At 43.2% G+C, this 19,007-nt stretch carries 21 protein-coding genes; 5 read left to right on the top strand and 16 right to left on the bottom strand.

Annotated elements, in window-relative coordinates; genetic code table 11:
* Nucleotides 1-23 precede the first annotated feature (23 nt).
* Nucleotides 24-860, top strand: a complete 837-nt coding sequence (locus SOI83_RS08830) for a helix-turn-helix domain-containing protein (RefSeq protein WP_320676317.1) — start codon at nucleotides 24-26, stop codon at nucleotides 858-860.
* Nucleotides 861-881: 21 nt separating this feature from the next.
* Here the strand turns inward: SOI83_RS08830 and SOI83_RS08835 are convergent, their stop codons facing one another.
* A complete protein-coding gene (locus tag SOI83_RS08835; RefSeq protein WP_320676319.1) occupies nucleotides 882-1,115 on the bottom strand; it encodes a hypothetical protein in 234 nt (77 codons plus the stop codon).
* Nucleotides 1,116-1,173: 58 nt separating this feature from the next.
* Nucleotides 1,174-2,028 carry a 16S rRNA (cytidine(1402)-2'-O)-methyltransferase gene (gene rsmI / locus SOI83_RS08840; RefSeq protein WP_320676320.1) on the bottom strand — a complete coding sequence of 285 codons (855 nt, stop codon included), beginning with the start codon at nucleotides 2,026-2,028 and terminating at the stop codon, nucleotides 1,174-1,176.
* A 23-nt stretch (nucleotides 2,029-2,051) separates the two neighbouring features.
* Here rsmI and SOI83_RS08845 point away from each other — a divergent pair, with 23 nt between their 5' ends.
* Nucleotides 2,052-2,969 carry a 3'(2'),5'-bisphosphate nucleotidase CysQ family protein gene (locus SOI83_RS08845; RefSeq protein ID WP_414153450.1) on the top strand — a complete coding sequence of 306 codons (918 nt, stop codon included), beginning with the start codon at nucleotides 2,052-2,054 and terminating at the stop codon, nucleotides 2,967-2,969.
* 11 nt (nucleotides 2,970-2,980) lie between these two features.
* On the opposite strand, the gene SOI83_RS08850 is transcribed toward SOI83_RS08845, so the two are convergent.
* From SOI83_RS08850 to sppA, 13 genes are all read right to left on the bottom strand, one after another.
* Nucleotides 2,981-5,146: a polyribonucleotide nucleotidyltransferase gene (locus SOI83_RS08850; protein WP_320676321.1), complete on the bottom strand. Its 2,166-nt coding sequence runs from the start codon at nucleotides 5,144-5,146 to the stop codon at nucleotides 2,981-2,983.
* Between the two features lie 171 nt (nucleotides 5,147-5,317).
* Nucleotides 5,318-5,620, bottom strand: coding sequence for a 30S ribosomal protein S14 (gene rpsN / locus SOI83_RS08855; RefSeq protein ID WP_320676322.1), 303 nt, complete (start codon nucleotides 5,618-5,620; stop codon nucleotides 5,318-5,320).
* Between the two features lie 104 nt (nucleotides 5,621-5,724).
* Complete coding sequence (gene rseP / locus SOI83_RS08860; RefSeq protein WP_320676324.1) at nucleotides 5,725-6,807, bottom strand: RIP metalloprotease RseP; 1,083 nt, start codon at nucleotides 6,805-6,807, stop codon at nucleotides 5,725-5,727.
* A 19-nt stretch (nucleotides 6,808-6,826) separates the two neighbouring features.
* Nucleotides 6,827-8,104 carry a serine--tRNA ligase gene (gene serS, locus SOI83_RS08865; RefSeq protein ID WP_320676326.1) on the bottom strand — a complete coding sequence of 426 codons (1,278 nt, stop codon included), beginning with the start codon at nucleotides 8,102-8,104 and terminating at the stop codon, nucleotides 6,827-6,829.
* A gap of 169 nt (nucleotides 8,105-8,273) precedes the next feature.
* Nucleotides 8,274-9,770: an AAA family ATPase gene (locus SOI83_RS08870; RefSeq protein ID WP_320676328.1), complete on the bottom strand. Its 1,497-nt coding sequence runs from the start codon at nucleotides 9,768-9,770 to the stop codon at nucleotides 8,274-8,276.
* Nucleotides 9,767-10,333, bottom strand: a complete 567-nt coding sequence (locus SOI83_RS08875) for a DUF177 domain-containing protein (protein WP_320676329.1) — start codon at nucleotides 10,331-10,333, stop codon at nucleotides 9,767-9,769. Before SOI83_RS08875 ends, SOI83_RS08870 begins: the two co-directional genes overlap by 4 nt.
* Entirely contained in the window at nucleotides 10,323-11,465 is a 1,143-nt protein-coding gene (gene yidC / locus SOI83_RS08880; protein WP_320676330.1) for a membrane protein insertase YidC, read from the bottom strand. The genes SOI83_RS08875 and yidC overlap by 11 nt, the downstream gene beginning before the upstream one ends.
* Nucleotides 11,466-11,544: 79 nt before the next feature.
* The gene (locus SOI83_RS08885) at nucleotides 11,545-11,952 is read right to left on the bottom strand and encodes a PH domain-containing protein (RefSeq protein ID WP_320676331.1); all 408 of its coding nucleotides are present in this window, start codon (nucleotides 11,950-11,952) and stop codon (nucleotides 11,545-11,547) included.
* Entirely contained in the window at nucleotides 11,949-12,335 is a 387-nt protein-coding gene (locus SOI83_RS08890) for a ribonuclease P protein component (RefSeq protein WP_320676332.1), read from the bottom strand. Before SOI83_RS08890 ends, SOI83_RS08885 begins: the two co-directional genes overlap by 4 nt.
* Nucleotides 12,336-12,395: 60 nt before the next feature.
* On the bottom strand, nucleotides 12,396-12,533 hold the full coding sequence (rpmH, locus tag SOI83_RS08895) for a 50S ribosomal protein L34 (RefSeq protein WP_115018477.1): 138 nt from the start codon (nucleotides 12,531-12,533) through the stop codon (nucleotides 12,396-12,398).
* 48 nt (nucleotides 12,534-12,581) lie between these two features.
* Entirely contained in the window at nucleotides 12,582-13,163 is a 582-nt protein-coding gene (locus SOI83_RS08900; RefSeq protein ID WP_320676335.1) for a DUF2808 domain-containing protein, read from the bottom strand.
* Between the two features lie 108 nt (nucleotides 13,164-13,271).
* Entirely contained in the window at nucleotides 13,272-13,682 is a 411-nt protein-coding gene (aroH, locus tag SOI83_RS08905) for a chorismate mutase (protein ID WP_320676336.1), read from the bottom strand.
* Complete coding sequence (gene sppA / locus SOI83_RS08910; protein WP_320676337.1) at nucleotides 13,664-14,476, bottom strand: signal peptide peptidase SppA; 813 nt, start codon at nucleotides 14,474-14,476, stop codon at nucleotides 13,664-13,666. The genes aroH and sppA overlap by 19 nt, the downstream gene beginning before the upstream one ends.
* A 53-nt stretch (nucleotides 14,477-14,529) precedes the next feature.
* Between sppA and SOI83_RS08915 the strand changes: the two genes are divergently transcribed.
* From SOI83_RS08915 to SOI83_RS08925, 3 genes are read left to right on the top strand one after another with little or no spacing between them, the layout of a single operon-like run.
* The gene (locus SOI83_RS08915) at nucleotides 14,530-15,480 is read left to right on the top strand and encodes a DMT family transporter (RefSeq protein WP_320676338.1); all 951 of its coding nucleotides are present in this window, start codon (nucleotides 14,530-14,532) and stop codon (nucleotides 15,478-15,480) included.
* A 24-nt stretch (nucleotides 15,481-15,504) separates the two neighbouring features.
* Nucleotides 15,505-16,602, top strand: a complete 1,098-nt coding sequence (locus SOI83_RS08920) for a glycosyltransferase family 4 protein (RefSeq protein ID WP_320676339.1) — start codon at nucleotides 15,505-15,507, stop codon at nucleotides 16,600-16,602.
* A gap of 8 nt (nucleotides 16,603-16,610) precedes the next feature.
* Entirely contained in the window at nucleotides 16,611-18,452 is a 1,842-nt protein-coding gene (locus SOI83_RS08925; RefSeq protein ID WP_320676341.1) for a glycosyltransferase family 39 protein, read from the top strand.
* A gap of 15 nt (nucleotides 18,453-18,467) precedes the next feature.
* Here the strand turns inward: SOI83_RS08925 and SOI83_RS08930 are convergent, their stop codons facing one another.
* Nucleotides 18,468-18,998 (bottom strand): DUF721 domain-containing protein, encoded by a 531-nt coding sequence (locus tag SOI83_RS08930; RefSeq protein WP_320676342.1) that lies wholly within the window; start codon nucleotides 18,996-18,998, stop codon nucleotides 18,468-18,470.
* Between the last annotated feature and the right edge of the window lie 9 nt (nucleotides 18,999-19,007).

Below are 19,007 nucleotides of genomic sequence, written 5' to 3' on the forward strand. Positions count from 1 at the left end.
GCTTAAGGTTGGGTCCTGCGCATATGAATCAGATGGCCGGTAGCAGGCTCACTGAAAGACAGAAGAAAGATCTTGTTGCTTGCTTTCGGGCTGGAGAGACGACAACAAGTCTGGCTTCCTTATACCGATGTAGTCCAAACACCGTAATAAGGCACGTTAAGTCCCTTTTGCCTGCTGAAGAATATAAATCGCTAAAAGCAGCAAGGTCTAGAGGTCAGTTAGTTAATGCGCTCAGAGGTTCTAGTGATTCAATTCTGGTGGGCTCTGATATTGCTTCGGGAGTGAATTCAATTGATATTGAAAATCAAGAGATTGATAACAATCAGTTTTTACGATCTTCTGCTAAGGAAGATGATCTCGATTTAAGTAATGCCCTTAAAAGTGGCCCCTTGGATCTTGATGATGCTGAGGATTTTGGGGTTAACACTGGTGAAGTCACAACATCGGATGATGAATTAGAAAATTATTCACAAGACAAACAAAGCTTTGAGGCCTTGCCAGAACTAATACCTCTTGTGGATGGAATTGACTTTGATGATCATCCAAAGGCACTTTGTGAGCCTCTCTCCCCAGGATTATTACCAGAAAGTGTTTATATGCTCGTCGATAAAACCGTTGAGCTTTTTGTGAAGCCTTTGAAGGAATTGCCTGAGTTGGGTTATTTGTCTGAGGATGATCAGGATTTAAAAGCTATTTTGCTTTATGCAAATCCGCGCTCAGCCAAAAGACAGTGTGGGCGGAGTCAGAGAGTTATAAAAGTACCTGATAGTTCAGTATTCGGTTTGTCAACTCCTTATCTTCTTTCAAAGGGTATTACCCGTTTAGTTTTGGATGGGTCGATTATTTCTCTTGACGAATAAGCTATTTAATTATGTTTTTATTTAGTCTTTTTCAATTGGCATCAATAAAGCTGCAGCAAATCCACCACTAATTAACCCTAGAACTATAGATCCTCCCAACCAATATCCTGACGGTAGAGAAACACTTTTATCAATGCCTAGATTCAGGACAAGGAAGTCTCTTGGCTTTTGGTTGTTTTGTGCTCCAAGACATAAAATAATTACTAATAAGATGCTGCTTGTTAAAGTCTTAGTTAGTAGCCTTAGTCTTATCATGGGTACTAAATTCTGATGTGTTTAGATTTTGGGTTTAATCATACCTGTTAGCATCCCTTTAAGCCTTGCGGTGAATAAGGTCATAAAGGTATCTTTTTGATTTTCTAGATTTCTCGGCAATAATTTTTGCTGCTTCAGTTGAGCTTACCCCTTTTTTGATTAATAGCTCAAGTTGGCTTTTTAAATCTTCATCTGATTCTTCCTGAGGAATTGTAGGAGTGTGACCACCTAGCACTAAAGTACATTCCCCTATTGGTTTATTTGTTGTGAAATGTTCAAGTGCAGCTGCAATATTTGGACCTATATGATGCTCATATTTTTTGGTTAGCTCTCTTGAAACTTGTAATGGTCTTTCTTCACCACAAAACTCAATAAGTTCTTCTAACAATTTCAGCAGCCTATGTGGTGCTTCATAGATAATTGTGGTTCGCTCTTCTTTTGCTAAGACGCCTAATCTCCTTCGCCTTTCACTGTTTTTAGTTGGTAGAAAACCTTCAAAACAGAATCTTGATGATGGGATTCCGCTGCTTACAAGTGCAGTTGTTGCTGCACAAGGTCCAGGGATGCAGATCACGTCATGACCTTCCATACGCGCTGAGGCAACCAAAGTTTCTCCAGGATCACTTATGCCTGGCAACCCAGCGTCGCTGATTAAAGCAAGACTTTTACCTTCACGAAGAAGTTGAAGGATTTTAGGGATTTGGCTTTGTGTATTGTGTTGATGGAAGCTGAAAAAAGGGCCTTGACGGCCGAGCTGATTTAATAGTCGTCCGCTTCGGCGCGTATCTTCACAAGCTACAGCCGAAACCTTGGCAAGGATTGATTTGGCTCTTGGCGACAAATCCCCAAGGTTCCCTATTGGAGTGCCTACTACGTAAAGCACTCCTTCCGCTGGTTCAGGTCTTTGATTCACAATGATTGCATTTCCAGCTTTTAATGATGTCGATAGAACCTTGTTTCCCGAAGGGCGTAGATCTAGAAGTTTTATTGACCAAACTTAGGTTTCTGAGTTGGGGGGCTTCAGCGATCTTAAGGGCTTACGCCAGAGGGCAGAAGCCACCATATGGCTTTCCTGAAGCGCTTGATATTCAAAATGGGGGGGAAGGACCTGTTTCTGCAGCAGATCTTGCAGTAAATAAATGGTTAATAGATGGCTTGCAAGAAAACTTTCCCCACGCAAATTGGACTCTACTGAGTGAGGAAACTGCAAAAGAGCAACTAAAAGAGGGGGAACCTATTGCAGCTGAATGGCTCTGGATTTTGGACCCTTTAGATGGAACCAGGGACTTTTTACAAGGGACGGGGCAATATGCGGTTCATCTAGGACTGGTGCATAACAATCAACCTCTATTAGGAGTAGTTTTGCTCCCAGAGCTAGAGGAATTATGGTTAGGAGTTGTTGGAGTTGGTGCATGGTGTGAGGACATAACAGGTAATCGCAGTTCTGTGATGTTTAGTCAAAGGCGAAAGTTAAGAGATTTGATTATTGTTTCTAGTCGGAATCATCGTGATTTTCGCCTGGAAAAATTGATTGAGAAGCTTGACTTGGGTGGTACTAAATCAATTGGAAGTGTTGGCTGTAAGATCGCTACTATTTTAAGAGGTGAGGCGGATTTATATTTATCTCTTTCTGGAAAGAGTGCCCCAAAAGATTGGGATATGGCTGCTCCTGAAGCACTCTTAAGGGCCGCCGGAGGGGCTTTTACACATGTTGATTTAGCACCTTTGGAATACAACACAGGGGATGTTCGACAATCTGGCTGCTTATTAGCAAGCCATGGATTAAATCACACTGAAATATGTCAATTAATTCTAAGAGAGATTCAACTTATAGATCCTGATTTTTCAGTTTAATCAATTTAAACCTAATTCAAAGGTGCTACTGGAGTTGGAGTTGGCTCTGGGTGTGAGTCTTCACCATGTTGTGGAACCCCTCTTAAAGTCAAATTGATACGACCACGGTTGTCGATCTCTCTAACACGAACGGTTACTTCATCCCCAACCTTTACAACGTCTTCAACTTTTTCTACACGGGCTTCAGAAAGTTGGGAGATATGAATCATTCCTTCTTTCCCTGGGAGAATTTCGACAAAAGCTCCTATTGGAATAATTCGGGTTATTGATCCAGTAAATACCTCTCCTTCATTAACTTTTCGAGTGAGACCTTCGATGATCCTTTGAGCTTCCTCTGCTGCCGCCCCATCATGAGAGGCGATAGTAACAATTCCTCCATCCTCAATATCTATCTTTGTATTGGTTCGTTCTGTAATGCCTTTGATGGTTCTGCCACCTGGACCAATTACTGTTCCAATAAGCTCCGGATCGATTCTGAAACTTAGAAGCCTTGGAGCGTGAGGGGAGAGTGTCTCGCGAGGAGTATCTATTGCCTCAAGCATTTTTTCAAGAATATGGAGTCGAGCAGGGCGGGCTTGATTAATTGAATCAGCAATTATTTCTACAGAAAGACCTGTGATCTTCATATCCATTTGTAGTGCAGTGATACCTTTCTCCGTTCCAGCGACCTTGAAATCCATGTCTCCAAGGAAGTCTTCAATACCTTGAATATCAGTGAGGATTTTAACTTCATCTCCTTCTTTTATTAAGCCCATTGCGGCTCCGCTTACTGGGGCTTTAAGAGGTACACCTGCATCCATAAGTGCAAGGGTGCTACCACATACGGATCCCATTGAGGTTGAGCCATTTGAACTGAGAACTTCACTGACAACTCTTAAGACATATGGGAAAGTGTCTTTTGCTGGAAGCACAGGAATAATTGCCCTCTCCGCTAGAGCTCCATGACCTATCTCTCGGCGCCCAGGAGATCTCATTGGACGAGTTTCCCCTACTGAAAATGGAGGGAAATTGTAATGATGTAGATAAGTCTTTTCCGTATTGGGGTTTAAATCATCCATTTCTTGCGCATCACTTGGGGTGCCCAAAGTGGCTGTTGATAGAACTTGGGTAAGACCACGTTGAAAAAGGCCGGAGCCATGTACTCGTCGAGGCAAGACCCCAGCTGCAGCATCGATTTTTCTAACTTCATCAAGTTGTCGTCCGTCTACTCTTTTACCCTCTTTGAGTATTTGTTCACGCATTAACTTTTTAGTCAAAGCTTTAAAACTATTCGCGAGGAGCTTTGAGTTTTTAGCAATTGCCTTCCTCACAGCATGATCTTCTTTCAAAGATTCAATTGTTTCTGTTATTTCGTTTTTAATTGCATCTAATTTTTCATCCCGCTCGGCTTTTGTTTGTTCAAATTGTTTTAAGACTTCTCCGATGGATTTACTGCAATTTTTCTCTAAGTAATTTGGGAGAGTTTCTTCTTCATTAGGCTCTTCTGGCTTTAATTGTTCGACACCTGAGGACTTAAGGATCGCCTGTTGAGCTTTTATAAGTTCGCAAACAGCTTCATAGCCAAAGTCAATTGCTTCAATCACGTCTTGTTCAGAAAGTTGGTTTGCACCAGCTTCAACCATGACTACACCGTCGGGAGTCCCCGCAACCACTAGGTCTAGATCACCTCTCTCAATTTCTCGGTAGCTGGGGTTTAGGACGAAATCATCTCCTAGTAAGCCGACTCGAACGGCTGCCATAGGGCCTTGGAAAGGTATGCCAGCTAAGAGGGTTGCCATAGATGCGCCAGTTACGGCGAGTACATCTGCTGGAACACGCTCGTCAAGTGAAAGGCATGTAGCGACTATTTGTATGTCGTCTCTCATCCAACTAGGGAAGAGAGGGCGCATAGGCCTATCAATTAGCCTTGCTGTAAGAGTCCCTCGCTCAGGTGGACGTCCTTCCCTACGCATGAAGCTGCCGGGAATACGACCAGCGGCATATAAACGCTCTTCGTAATCACAGATGAGAGGAAGGAAGTCGATACCCTCTCGCCCTCCTGATTGAGTTGCCGTCACGAGGACTGCGGTATCTCCGCATTCCACCATGACTGAACCTCCTGCTTGTGGCGCATATCGCCCAGTGGTCAGTCTTATCTCTCGTCCATCAAAGGAGATCGTCTCTGTCTGCCCTTGCACGTGCTTTTATGTCTTTATTGTCTTCGAACATTCTTGCACTTGATAGGTGCAATGGTGAAGAATCTTTCATTTCATACCCATTGGGTCACTGATCCAAGACTTTGCAGTTTTCTTTAGGTTTTCTTTCTTGACCTTAAAGATGTTTGCTAGTGCTGGCTTTGAATGATTCCTTTACCAGCTTGACTTGACCACACCAGGCAATTCCCCTTTGTGAGCTCTTTCGCGCAGTTGGTTACGGCAGAGGCCAAAATCTCTATAAACCCCTCTTGGCTTACCTGTGGCCCAGCAACGATTTCTAACTCGGCTGGGAGCACTGTTCCTTGGTAGCGCCTGAATTTTTCGATGAATTTCCAATCTTTCCATAGGGTCTCTCGCTGAATTAAAAGCATTCATGAGAGCACTGCGCTTTTGTGCGTAGCGCTCGACAAGCTTCTTTCGCTTCACATCGCGAGCGATCATTGACTTCTTGGCCATGCGCCGATTTTAAACTTAGATAACCCGTAGGGAATACTAACGCTTCACCTGTATGAAACTAATATTCTGTTTATGGGCAGTTTTTCGTATGCGCAAGGTGATTTTTAATGACCCATAAGCTGTTGAACCATTGAGAGTTGACTGGTGTCGCGAATGATTAGCACAACGCTTAGGCCTACAAGAAGAAGAAAACCCGATTGAGTAAATGCCATTTGAAGGTTTTCAGGAACTGGCTTACCTCTGATAGCTTCAGCTATAAGGAGAACTAACTGTCCACCATCAAGAAGAGGCAGAGGGAGTGCATTTAATACAGCCAAATTAATTGAAATCAAAGCTGCAAAAAGCACCAAGCCAGAACTGCCTTGTTCAGAAAGCTGGGCACCAATTTCTACGATTTTGACTGGTCCACTAAGTTGTTGGGCTGTTGAATTGAAGTCAGTTAAAAGGCCTTTATATCCTTGAACAGTCCTAAAAAGTAAATCTAAGAACTGAGTGTCAGAGTGGCTGATGATTTCTCCGATACCATTGGCCGCTCTCATTGTGCCGGTTACGTTCGGTTGTAATTGGGCCCCTATTTTCCCTTTCCCTTGGTTTTTGGTAGGGGTAATTCTGAGACGACTTTCCTCGCTCCCTCTGCTGCGCTGGAGCTCAAGAGTGATTCCCGGAGATTCTTTGATTTCTTTTACAAGCATTTGAACAGCGTCAGAACCCCTGCCAAGTTCTTTCCCTTCCACGCTCAAGATCCTGTCTCCAGCTGCTAGACCTGCCGCTGCTGCTGCTTGATCGCTTTGAACTGATACGACCAATACCCCAGGGTCGGGTTGGTTGGGCAATCCCATAAAGGTTGCTTGCCCAAAGAGGACTACCCAAGCAAGTAGAAGATTTGCAAGTACCCCAGCAGAAATAACAAGGGCTCTTTGCGGAATTGGACGGTTTTGAAGAAGGTCAGGGTCATCTAAAGAAATTAAATTGTCGCTAGATTCTTCCGGGAAAGATACGTATCCGCCAAGTGGGAGTGCCCTTATTGCGAAAGTAATTCCTTTTAATTCTTTTTTTATTAATGCTGGGCCAAACCCAATAGAAAACCCTTTCACTTTGATCCCTTGGAAAGTAGCCGCTAGAAAATGGCCTGCTTCATGGATCAGGATTAGTAATCCTAAAACTGCTAGTGATGACAGAACGTTCATTGGTGATTAGTGAATGGGTTCATATCGGATGAATTGCATTTGATCCAAAGTATGGAATTAGTGCACTTGGTAAGAGAACAGTCCCGTCGGGTTGCTGACCATTCTCTAGGAGTGCAGCCATTGTGCGGCCTACTGCAAGTCCACTGCCATTGAGGGTATGAACTAGCTGGGTGCTTTTGCCTTGTTTTGTGCGTATTGAAGAACGTCTTGCTTGAAAATCACCACAGATACTGCAACTGGAAATCTCTCTATAAGCCTTGGCTCCAGGTAGCCATACTTCGAGGTCAAAAGTCCTAGACGCTGCAAAGCCTAAATCTCCTGTGCATAGTTCTAAAACTCTGTAAGGAAGTTCTAGTGCCTGAAGAACTGATTCTGCATCAGCTGTGATTTGTTTGTGAGCTTCCTGGGAATTTTCAGCTGTAACAAACCAATAGAGCTCAACCTTGTTGAATTGATGAAGTCTTATAAGCCCTCTGGTATCTCTGCCATAGCTTCCTGCTTCTCTTCTAAAGCAAGGAGAGTATGCGACATATTTCAATGGCAGCTTATTGATGGGGATAATTTCATCCCTATGGAGAGAAGTAACAGGTACCTCTGCTGTAGGTGTTAGCCATAGGTCATCTTCAGCACATTTAAAGCTTTCCTCTGCAAATTTTGGGAGTTGGCCAGAACCTGTAAGACTTTTTGTATTGACTAATACAGGAGGGAGTACTTCTTTATATCCATTAGAACTATGTAGATCGAGCATGAAATTGATTAGTGCTCTTTCGAGGCGAGCCCCTTGATCAATCAGTGTTACAAAACGGCTTTGGGCAATTCGTACTGATCTTTCAGTGTCTAATAGACCGAGCTTTTCGGCTATGTCCCAATGCTGATATAGGTTTTCTTCAATTCGAGGGTCTCCCCATTTCTTGATTTCAATATTGTCACGCTCATCTTTCCCATCTGGGCATTCTGGCAATGGCAAATTGGGAAAGGTAAGAAGCTCATCACGAAGTATCGAAGAGACTTTCTTCTCTTCTTCTTCTATTAAGGCAACTTCTTGTTTGATTTTGTTCCCTTTTTGGCGGAGATCACTCACCGCTTTGGAGGTTGGTTCCGCTCCATTTTGAATTAGTTGGCCAACTTCTTTGCCAACACGGTTCCCATCAGCTTGAAGACTGCTTCTCTTTTCTTCGAGGTTTTTTTGTTTATTGGCGATTGACTGAAGGGGACCTAGGTCTACCTTGATTCCTCTTCTTCCAAGCTGTTCGGAAATCAGATTGGGATTGTCACGCACTAGGCGCTGGTCAAGCACGAGTGTTTTGAATTCAGCGCCGGCAGCCTAGTTGGTGGTGGCAAGATTCTCAATTAGCTGTTCTCGAATCTAGTAATTGTTAGCCACCTTTTGACTTTGCAGCAACTCTATTTGCCTAGGCCTGGCTTGTGATTAGCCATAAAAGGTTTGGTTTTTGGGTTTGTGTTTTTTAGTTTGGATTAGTTAGTTTGCTCAACATCACAGAGGCTGGCCTTGCTCGACCACCTGCAGCCCATTGTTTGAGTGAATCTAGTTGCTCTTTAGCTGTTCTTGACAGAGGAATTAACTGTGAAGCAGCAAGAATAAGGTCACTTTCTTCAAGTTCACGCCTTTCTGCGAAGGCAAAGTGCATCGCTTCTATAACAGCTTGTTCTAGTTCTGCACCAGAGAAACCTTCGGTGCGATCAACTACAGCATCAAGTGGAATGTTTAGGCCTGGTCGCCTTTGGTCTATATGCAGAGTCAAAATGCTGAACCTTTCTTCTTTGCGAGGAAGGTCAAGCATGAAAATCTCGTCAAATCGACCTTTGCGCAACAACTCAGCAGGGAGTCTTTCCACTCCATTAGCAGTTGCAACTACAAAGACTGCAGAGGTCTTTTCAGCCATCCAAGTAAGGACATTGGCGAGGACTCGTTGACTAGTCCCTCCATCACTTCGGGCATCGCCTCCAAAACCTTTGTCTATCTCGTCGATCCAAAGTACGCATGGCGCCATTGCTTCTGCACGTTGGATGGTCTCGCGTGTCCTGGCCTCACTCGCCCCCACAAGCCCAGCAAAAAGACGGCCTACATCGAGTCGAAGTAATGGCATTGACCAGCTGTGGGCAATTGCCTTGGCCGTAAGAGATTTCCCTGTCCCTTGGGGTCCGACTAATAAAACGCCTCTTGGCAGTGGTAGGCCAAAGATTCTTGCTTCATTTGAGAATGCCTGATGCCTTTGGTCTAGCCAGTTTTTAAGAGCATCTAGGCCTCCTATATCAGCAGGAGTTGCATTGGTTACGCAGTATTCGAGTACTTCACTTCGTGCAACAGTTTGTCTTTTTTCTTCAAGCACTTCAGCAAGGTCTTCCAGGCCTATTTGGCCTCTTTGTGCTAATGCACGAGCTGCTACTTGTCTAACTCGTATTTCACTCAGACCACTGCAGGCATGAGTTAACTCCTCTAAAACATCTTTTTCGATAGAGGAGTCAGTTTGTAGGGCAATATTTGAAAGAAGAGTTCTTATTTCTGGCTCTTGAGGTAGAGGCAGGTCAAGAATGGTCAGTGCTTCTTCAAGGTCTACAGGAGGATTCCAGTGCCCTGAACAGAGCACCACAGTATGAGGAAGTTTACGTAGATGTATCGATAAGTTCCTAAGCATTCTGGAAATCCCAGGATCTTCACAAAAACGGTGAAAATCTTTTACAAGTAAGATCGTTGGGTTTGTCGCTTCTAGGTTTTTTAACCATTCAAGTACCGCCATAGGTTGGCGAGATCCTGTGCCTTCAGAATTTAAAATTCCTTGTAATCCTTCAATGTAGTCCCAACTTGCTAGTCGTCTAGGCTGAAGCCTTTCAGCAGCTCTTTTTAATAAGACCTCAACTCTTTCTTCTTCACTACTGCGAATCCAGATTAGAGGAGTCCTTGCTCTGACTAAAAGGTCTAGATGGTCTTCCCAGACTTTCATGGTAAATAATTTTTCTGTAGTTTTTTTAATATTGCAAGGCGTGGATCTGCTGAGTCTTTGACATTGGTTTTTTGGGGCTGAGTTTTATTGGTAATTGTTGTCTTTGGAGTGAATTCAATATGGGAATGCATAGGACATTTTTCGCCACAATGTTTTGAGATAGGTAATTCTAAATTTACATGTTCAAAGATCCATCTTTCGGGATCGAAGTTTGATGAACTATCTAGCGATTCATTCAGTTCGGCAAGTTCATGAGAACTTTCCATCTGTGTGTAATGAGATTTTTTATTGTTTTTAGTTGATATGCGTATCAACTCTTCTGTGTTGCAAAATAGTTTATGTTCAAATTGTTGTGAGCATCTATCACAACAAAGTTCAATTAATGTTTGAAGTTCAGACTTAACTATTATTGATTCAGATAGGTGTTCCACACTAACCCATCCCGTGATAGGCCATAGGGAGTTGAAACTATGTAAAAAACATTCAACTTCCCAAACCTTTGGAGTGTTAAAAGATTCCAACTCCTTAATAGAAATTGGTTTTAGCTCTTTATCATTTTCCACTTTTTGGTTCAAATGGAAGTCTCTCAGAGGTGCCTAGTGTCGTTACTGGTAAAGGGTCTTTGCCTTGTTGGTTTAGTTGATCATTCAGGATCTTTTGAAGGTTCTCTGGAAGTTCTTCACGGCTGAGTAAAAACGTCTGAAGGGCTTGGAATATATTTGCTATCACCATATAAAGCAGAACCCCTGCAGGTAGTGGGAAGAAAAGAAACATCCCAGTAATCATTATTGGGGTAATTTTGTTAGCAGTTGACTGTTGTGGGTTGGCGGGCATCCCTTGTCCTGAAAGGGTTTGGGATATCAAAAGAGTTAATCCAAACCCCCCAACAAGTATCGCGATATCCCAGTTAATTGCACCGTCAACGTAGAAGCCAACCTGGCCAAGAGCTTTAATGAATAGGAATCCACTTCTTGCTGCTATCCCCGGAATTTTCCCTTCAACAGTTGCGTCCCCTGGAGATATTGCTTGAACGGTGCCATCAGAAGTAACGTTTACAATCCCTTCTCCCTTAGTAACTTTCCATTGGGCTGCAAATTTGGAGCCGTCTTCAAATCTGTTTAGAAGATTTCCGAATTTTTCCCCAGAAAGAGTTTGTAAGTTGATTTTTACCTTGTCTCCAGTACCTAGTTTTGTGCCGCCAGGTAGTGTTGCAACTACAGGGAAGTGATCTGTCTCTGTAACGAAAATGGAGTGCCTAGGACTGGTAAAGGGTTTTGGTTCAATAGCTGCAATTTGCTCTGAGGGAAGGATCTTTAGGTTTACGAGGTATGGAACGTCAGCAAAAGGTGATCCTCTTAGAGTCGCAAAAAGGGCAAACAATATTGGCATTTGCACCAGGAGGGGGAGGCATCCTGCAAGTGGACTGCCGAACTCCTTCATGAGGTTGCCTAGCTCCTCTTGCTGTTTTTGAGGATTGTTTGCATATCTGGTTTTTATCTCTGCTTGACGTTTTTGCATTACAGGTTGTGCAATGCGCATTCGGCGAGCACTTCTGATTGAGCCAGCGCTTAAAGGGAATAGGGCTAAGCGGATGACTATGGTGAGGGCAACAATGGCAAGACCATAGCTAGGAACTAATCCATAGAAGAAGTCTAGGATTGGTATCAATAGGTTGTCGGAGATGTATCCGATCACGATGATTCTCTCAAGAGGTTTGGTAGTTCATGCCAGTTTGCATCACCAACAGATCATCTGTGGTGAAAAATTTGCTTTCCTAGGCAGCAAAGCCTTGAACATCCTTGCTGGAAGGCACGGAACGCTTGTTTTCGGTTTGTTCGAGAATAAACTTCTCGGTTTCCCTGAAGTTAGGAACAGACCTCATTTCAATTTTTGCACCATCTTTCAGAATTAGCACCATGTCACCCCATGACCCGAGTCCTCTTGGTACAGACCGTACTTCTTTGATCTTGCTATAAACAACTTGTGTTTGGTTTCTGCCTAGCCAGCCACCTGTAACAGAAACCCTTCTATTGGTGATTCGGAATCGAAGCCACAATGCCCTGACTAAGGCTCCAAAGGTGAATGGGAGGCCTATAAGAGTGAGTCCAGCAAGGAGATTTAAATAGAGGTCCCCTTTGGCTGGACCTCCTTCATAAAAGACTTTTTCTGCAATCGTTGTCATGAAATTAGGCCAGCGTCACGAAGTAATTTGTCGCATTCTTCTAGCAAAGGTGCGATGTTTTTGGGCATATTACTGGGCTTTATCGTTAGGAGAGCCCAAGAGGAGATTTTTTGAGGAGTGCTTTCTAGCCTGAGCCTTAGGTGATTATGTATCAACCTCCTAAGGCGGTTTCGAATGACTGCTTTTTTGCTTACCTTCGCGCTTATTACTACAGCGCATCTGCAAGTCTTAGATTCCGAATCTCTGTAAGTTCCTTTCATTATTTTGGGTCTGGCTTTAGCAACCCTCAGAAGCATTGAGTGGCTATGGAACTTGACCCCAGTTCTATGAAGGTGCCCAAAACACCTATGCCCTTTAATTCGCATTGAGGATGGCAAGACCATCGAAAGAGCCCTGGATTAGGAGTTTGTTTCTTGGCTTTTTGAGTTAAAGGGCTTTGAAAATTAGACGGCTAATCGGCTCCTTCCACGCTTGCGTCTGGTACGTATAACTCTACGTCCAGTATGAGTTCGCATGCGTACACGGAAACCTGAGACACGCTTACGCTTTCTACTGGTTCCCCCTAGGGTTCTCTTTGTCATTGGACTTTAGGTAGCAGTCTGCTCATCTTTGATTATGTAATTTATCAGTTAATCGATATCGATACTCCAGCTACCTAGATAGCCCGCCATGGGGACATCGCCTGGGGCCTGTGCTAAGGCATTGAATTGGAACATCCCAGAATCCGTAGGGTTAAAGATCTTCATGACGACTGCATAGCTTCCATTAGATGGAATTGGTTTTTTAGGGAAGACATCTATTGCTGTTTGCGTTTTGTTTACCTCAAACGTTGCCGAAATATTTTTTATGCATTTAGTGCGAGAGGTCATGCCTCCAAGTTGTACTTCACATAGCTTTAGCTTTTTTGGTGTTATTTTCGCGTCAAAATAATCAGGGACAGTAATGCTTAGCTTAAGAATTGCGGTTCTACGATCTTGTGGCTTAAGAATTAAGTAATAGGTTGCACGGTCCCTTTGGCGCCTAGAACTCTGCCAGTAGTAAAGCTTGCGATAGTCTTTGTTTTGATCCCATCTGAACTCCAACAAAGATGGTATTGCTTTGACTTGGTTTGGTTTGGTTATATCAATTATTAAGCCAGTGCATGCAACCCCTGTTACGAGACCCAATGCTGCGATTTTGTTAGAGCAGAGTTTTGGAAAGTGTTTCAGCATTTGATGGGGGGAGTGGGTGTTGAGGACGTAGTCGTTAGCACTTAGAACAGATTGATTCTCGGTTGTTAGTTTCTTTAATCGATCCCTATTAGGCCGGCCATGGATTTGTCAGTTGTTTTTTGATCTATCTGGACGCAGAACGCTGGCTTCTTCAAGGTAGGGATGTTGAGGGTCTTGCTTAGAGGGAATCCACACATGCGCAAGTATGCGAATACAACGTGGAAGATCACCTTTGACCGCCATTTGTTGGCAATCAAGTAAGGCCACGTTATCCCATCCTTTTTGTCGACGGGCTATTGCAGCTGGGAAACATGCAGTGAGGTCTGATGTCGCTGAAAAGGTTATTGAAACAATTTGTTCAGGCTTTAGAAGGTTCCTTTGAACCAACTCATTTACTAGTTCAGTTACAGAGCTTTCAATTTCCTTGAATGAGTTTTCTTTGCAAGTAGTGGCCCCCCTAAGAGCTCTCAGTTGAAGAGTGGTTTGTTGTGCCTCCATGATCAAGGACGGAATAACCATAAAGGGGTTCCTGAAGCAGTGAGTTCAATGCTCAATAGATCAAAGATTGTTGAGACAAGCTTGCCGCCTGGTAAAAAATTAAGCAGCTTTTTTTTCTTGCCTCCAAGTTCAACCGGACGAATATTTTCTTCCTCTAGGCCTGCAATTTTGGCTGCAAGCTGCTTTGCATACTCTTCATCCCCTAGTTCATCAATTAATCCAAACTCTTGCCCCTGTGCGCCACTGAAAACCCTGCCATCAGCAAATTCCTTTACTTGCTCTGTGCTCAAGTCGCGACCTTCAGCGACAGCATTTACGAACTGGTTGTAACTGCTATCAATTAATGATTGCAGCAATTGCCGCTCTTCATTTGTTAGTGCACGGTCAGGAGAAAGAATGTCTTTGAATACGCCACTTTTGATTGTTTCAAAACGAACCCCTACTTTTTCCAATAATTTTGAGAGGTTGTTCCCACGGAGGATTACTCCAATTGAGCCTGTAATGGTTCCTGGATTTGCAACAATTTTTTCTGCGGCCACGCCTATGTAAACGCCACCTGAAGCTGAGATGTTTCCAAAGCTGGCCACAACATGGCAGCCCTTTTCTTTTAGCCTCACTATTGCCGAATGAATTTCCTGACTGTCACCAACAGTGCCACCAGGACTGTCAATTCGAAGCAAAAGCGCAGGAAACTCTCTTTCATCAACTTCCCGGAGAGATTTCAACACTGACTTCCTTGTAGACCCACTGATTGGACCTTCAATGCATATGCGCGCCATTCTCTTGCGAGACTTACGAGGCCAAGGCCAGATCATTTCAAGTTCCCAAACATGATTGAATCTTAAAAAGGAGCCTGCTTGCTGACCTCATGTCTTCAATTCGGCACTGGTTCCTAATGGTGTTGCCATTCGCTTTATGGGGCACCGCTATGACGGCAATGGCTCCTCTTGTTCATTCAGGTGGACCGGTGTTGGTGGCATTTTTGCGACTAATTCCAGCCGGCGCAACCCTTTTGATAGCAGTTGGTTTGACTGGGAGGAGTTGGAAAATTGCCCCTATTGATTTGGGATGGTTTTCTCTTTTTACACTTGTTGATGCAACTATTTTTCAAACGTGTTTAGCTAAAGGGCTTTCAGAAACCGGTGCCGGTTTGGGTTCTGTTCTTATTGATTCTCAACCTCTAATGGTGGCACTCCTTGCAAGAAGCCTGTTTGGTGAAGCTATAAACCCGATTGGTTGGGTTGGCTTAATGCTTGGTTTGGTAGGGATAGTTTTTCTAGGTTCTCCACCAGATTTACTTAGTCATTGGTGGCTAATGGGCAAAGAGGTCTCGGTTGGCAGTTTTTGGGACAGTGGAGAGGGATGGATGCTTCTTGCTGCCATCTCAATGGCTTTTGGGACTGTTCTTAGCCGTTATGCTTGCCAAAAAAGTGATCCAATAGCAGTCACTGGATGGCATATGTTGATAGGGGGGGGGCCTTTACTCGCTTGGCATTTTGTTGATCAAAGTTGGCCTTTGATCCCTCAGTGGTCTGGCTTCGATTGGATATCAATGGCATATGCAAGCTTTTTAGGGAGTGCAGTTGCATATGGTTTGTTCTTTTGGTTTGCAAATAATGAAGAGTTAACTGGTTTTACTACGCTGGCTTTTCTTACTCCTGTGTTTGCTTTGGCTACTGGAGGATTATGGCTTGATGAAAGACTATTGCCTTTGCAGTGGATAGGAGTTGTTTTTGTCCTTTTCTCAGTTTTATTGGTCAGTCAACGCCGTCGTATTTGGGAACCTCATGAATTTGAACCAAAACTGATTAAAAAATGAACTGGCTTTAAAATGCAAGGAGCAATGAAATTGGTCGTAGTAAGTACTCCAATAGGTTATTTGGGAAGTGGTCGTGGAGGAGGTGTTGAATTAACTCTTTGTTCGTTAATTCAGGGCCTTGTAAATCTAGGACATCAATTGACTCTAGTTGCGCCTAATGGTTCAGTTTTGCCCCCAAAATGCTCTAGCGTTGATCTTCATTGTGTGCCCGGAATAGACCAGCCAAGCTGGCAACATTGTGACAGTGAGTCTCCAGTAATAATCCCTTATCAGGCAGTTTTGCCAAGGCTTTGGGAAGAAGCTTTATTAGTGGGAAATTCAGCAGATGCAGTTATAAATATGAGTTACGATTGGTTGCCGATTTGGCTTACTCCCAGAGTGGAATCTAACTTGTTTCACTTGATAAGTATGGGAGCTGTCTCTTCGGTGATGAAATCTTTGATTCAAGAAGTGGCTAAGGATAACCACAACAGATTTGCTTTTCATACTCATATACAGGCCTCTGACTTTGAACTATTTAAAGAGCCTATTGTGATAGGAAATGGTTTTAAGCTTGAAAACTATAATTTTCAAAAAAATAACAATGGCCCTCTTGGTTGGGTTGGGAGGGTTGCTCCTGAAAAAGGATTAGAGGATGCAGCTGCAGTTGCTGCATCACTTAATGATCATTTATTGGTATGGGGATTAATAGAGGACTCTGACTATGCAGATTTTGTTGAGTCATCCTTTCCCCCAGGGACAATTGAATGGCGAGGTTTCGTGCCAACTTCAGAGTTGCAAAAACAACTTGGAACTTGTCGTGCAATGTTGAACACGCCCAAGTGGAATGAAGCGTATGGAAATGTTGTTGCTGAAGCCATGGCCTGCGGGGTGCCTGTTGTTGCCTATAACAGAGGCGGGCCAGGAGAATTAATTGAGTCAGGAGTTACTGGTTGGTTAGTTCCGCCGGATGACATTGAAGCTCTTACTTGTGCAACAACCCGTGTAAGAGAACTGGATCGGAGGAATTGTCGGGAATGGGCAAAAAGGGTTGCTTCTCAAGAGGGATTCGCAAAAAGGATTGTTGATTGGATTCAATTAGGAATTGATAATGATGATGGGGACCTCGCTTCAAGTCCCTGAAGGGTTTTATGCGCGATTCGGGACTAGATAGTTGCTTGTCACATCGTCAGCATCGCAATGGCCTTTTGCTGATTTTGGCTGTCGGAGCTGCCATATGTGTTTGGGACCTTGGCTCTACTGGATTGGTAGATGAAACGCCGCCTCTTTTCGCTGCCGCAGGCAGAGCTATGCGGGATACGGGGGATTGGCTTACTCCAAGAGTGAATGGTTTGCCTCGTTATGACAAACCTCCTTTGCTTTATTGGTTAATGGCTTTGTTTTATTCATTGCCTGGTCATTCTTTTTGGGATCCATTAGGGACTTGGGCTGCGCGTTTGCCTTCAGCTCTGTCATCCGTTCTGATGATGCTGGTTATGGCAGACACCTTGATGCGATGGCCACAGAACCATGACCCGTATCCCCGCAGAACAGCTATAGGGACAGCTCTCGCATTTGCGTTATCTCCAATTGTCTTGGTATGGACTCGGATCGCAGTAAGTGATGCACTTTTGTGTTGCACATTTGGGCTGAGTATGATTTTTCATTGGAGATGTTATGTAAATCCAAGCACTAATCAATGGTGGTTAGGATGGTTTTTCTTAGGATTAGCAGTTCTTACTAAAGGACCTGTTGCAATAGCTCTTGCAGCTATATCTTTAATTGCTTTTTCATTGCTACATGGTGACTCTGCCTCTTTTTGGAGGTGTATTAAGCCAAGGTTGGGTATATTCATCACTTGCTTAATAAGTTTGCCTTGGTATCTGCTAGAGCTGATTTTTGAAGGCAAACCTTTTTGGGATAGCTTTTTTGGTTACCATAACTTTCAGCGATTTGCATCTGTAGTTAATAGTCATTCTCAGCCTTGGTGGTTTTTCTTTCTCATGTTAATTGTTGCCTCTTTGCCATTCACGCCCTTTTTAATTCTTGGATTGATTAGGTCATTTGAGGACTTGATGAGTAATTTTTTTGTGGGCTATGCTCCTAGCCCCAAAAATTCAATGCCATTATTTGCGACTTGTTGGCTATTAACAATTCTTCTGTTTTTCACATTGGCTGCCACAAAATTACCAAGCTATTGGCTCCCCGCAACGCCAGCTGCAGCTTTTTTAATAGGACCTTCTGCTAGTTATTCTATTAGAAAAGATTTTCTGAAGCCTACCGCTTCTTTGTTGATGATTTTAATTCTATTTTTTGTGGCTTTGGTTTTGTGGGGGTCCCAAATTTGGATTTGGAATATTCATGATCCTGAGATGCCTACTTTGGTAAATGATTTATATGTAAGTGGACTTATAAATAGAGCAGCATTTTTCTTTGCGATTGCTGGATTAATTGGGTTTGTATACGTCTTATTTTTTAGGCCTTTATTGTTACTGGCTGTGCAGGTTCCATTAATCTTCTTTCAGTTGTTTTCTTTCTTGCCTTTATGGAGACTTGGCGATGACCTTAGACAGTTGCCTTTAAGACAGGTCTCCGAGTTGATTATTAATTTTAAAACAAAAAGTGAGCCTGTTTTAATGGTTGGTGCAATGAAGCCATCACTTCATTTTTATTCCAGACAAATTATCATTCAGGAAGGTCGTACAAAGGAAGCCTTAGTTAATCTTGAAGATCGACTTAGAAACGAAACCCGTCAAGGGTTTGAAGAAGGTTACCCTAAGGGCTTTAAAGGATTAAAAACAGCTATTGTGGTTATTGACCAGCAGACTATAAAGAGAAATCATTGGGCTCGTATAAGCTTTGACCTTTTAGGAAAGCGTGGGATATATTTCGTTGGAAGAATTAATTTAAAGGATTTAGAAAATCAGGCAAATAGGCTTAAAAAACAAAATATCGTGCCTAATTGGGATAATCCAAGGCCGGAAAGATTCTAAAAAATATTAATATTTTTATTCGCTAATGTTTGGAGCAAAGTCTTTTCTCCTGCACAATCCACATTTGCCCCAAAGAGCCATTTCTCCTGTTGGAGCAGGACTCCCGCAGGAATTGCAATCAGACATACCATGGATATCTATCCTGCTTGGGTGGCGAGCCCAAATATTTAGTTCACTTTCAGAAGGCTTTATTTTGTTTGGGTAGTATTGCTGAATTCTTAAGTCTTTGATTGGGTGGCCTGCAGCCTTAATCGCTGCAATCAATTGTGGTTTGTTGTATTGAAGTGCTTGTCGCCATTGAGGGTGATTGGCTCCGATGACAAGAATTCGGTTTTTAAAGCTTATTGGTTGGCAATGCTCAGCTAATTGTGATCCAGCTATGTCTGCCCATTCATGCAAAATTCCGCCAATACTCTTTTTCTTTTTCCATTCAAGCCTCAGAGAAGTTAGGCAATCTGACACCTTTGAGATTGGAAGGCCTGACTCTGACTCAAAGGAATCTCCTTCTCTATAGGGGTTATGTAGATTTTCCGATGCTAAAGCCATCTCATCATA

The organism is Prochlorococcus sp. MIT 1300 (assembly GCF_034092375.1).
Taxonomy (GTDB): Bacteria; Cyanobacteriota; Cyanobacteriia; order PCC-6307; family Cyanobiaceae; genus MIT-1300.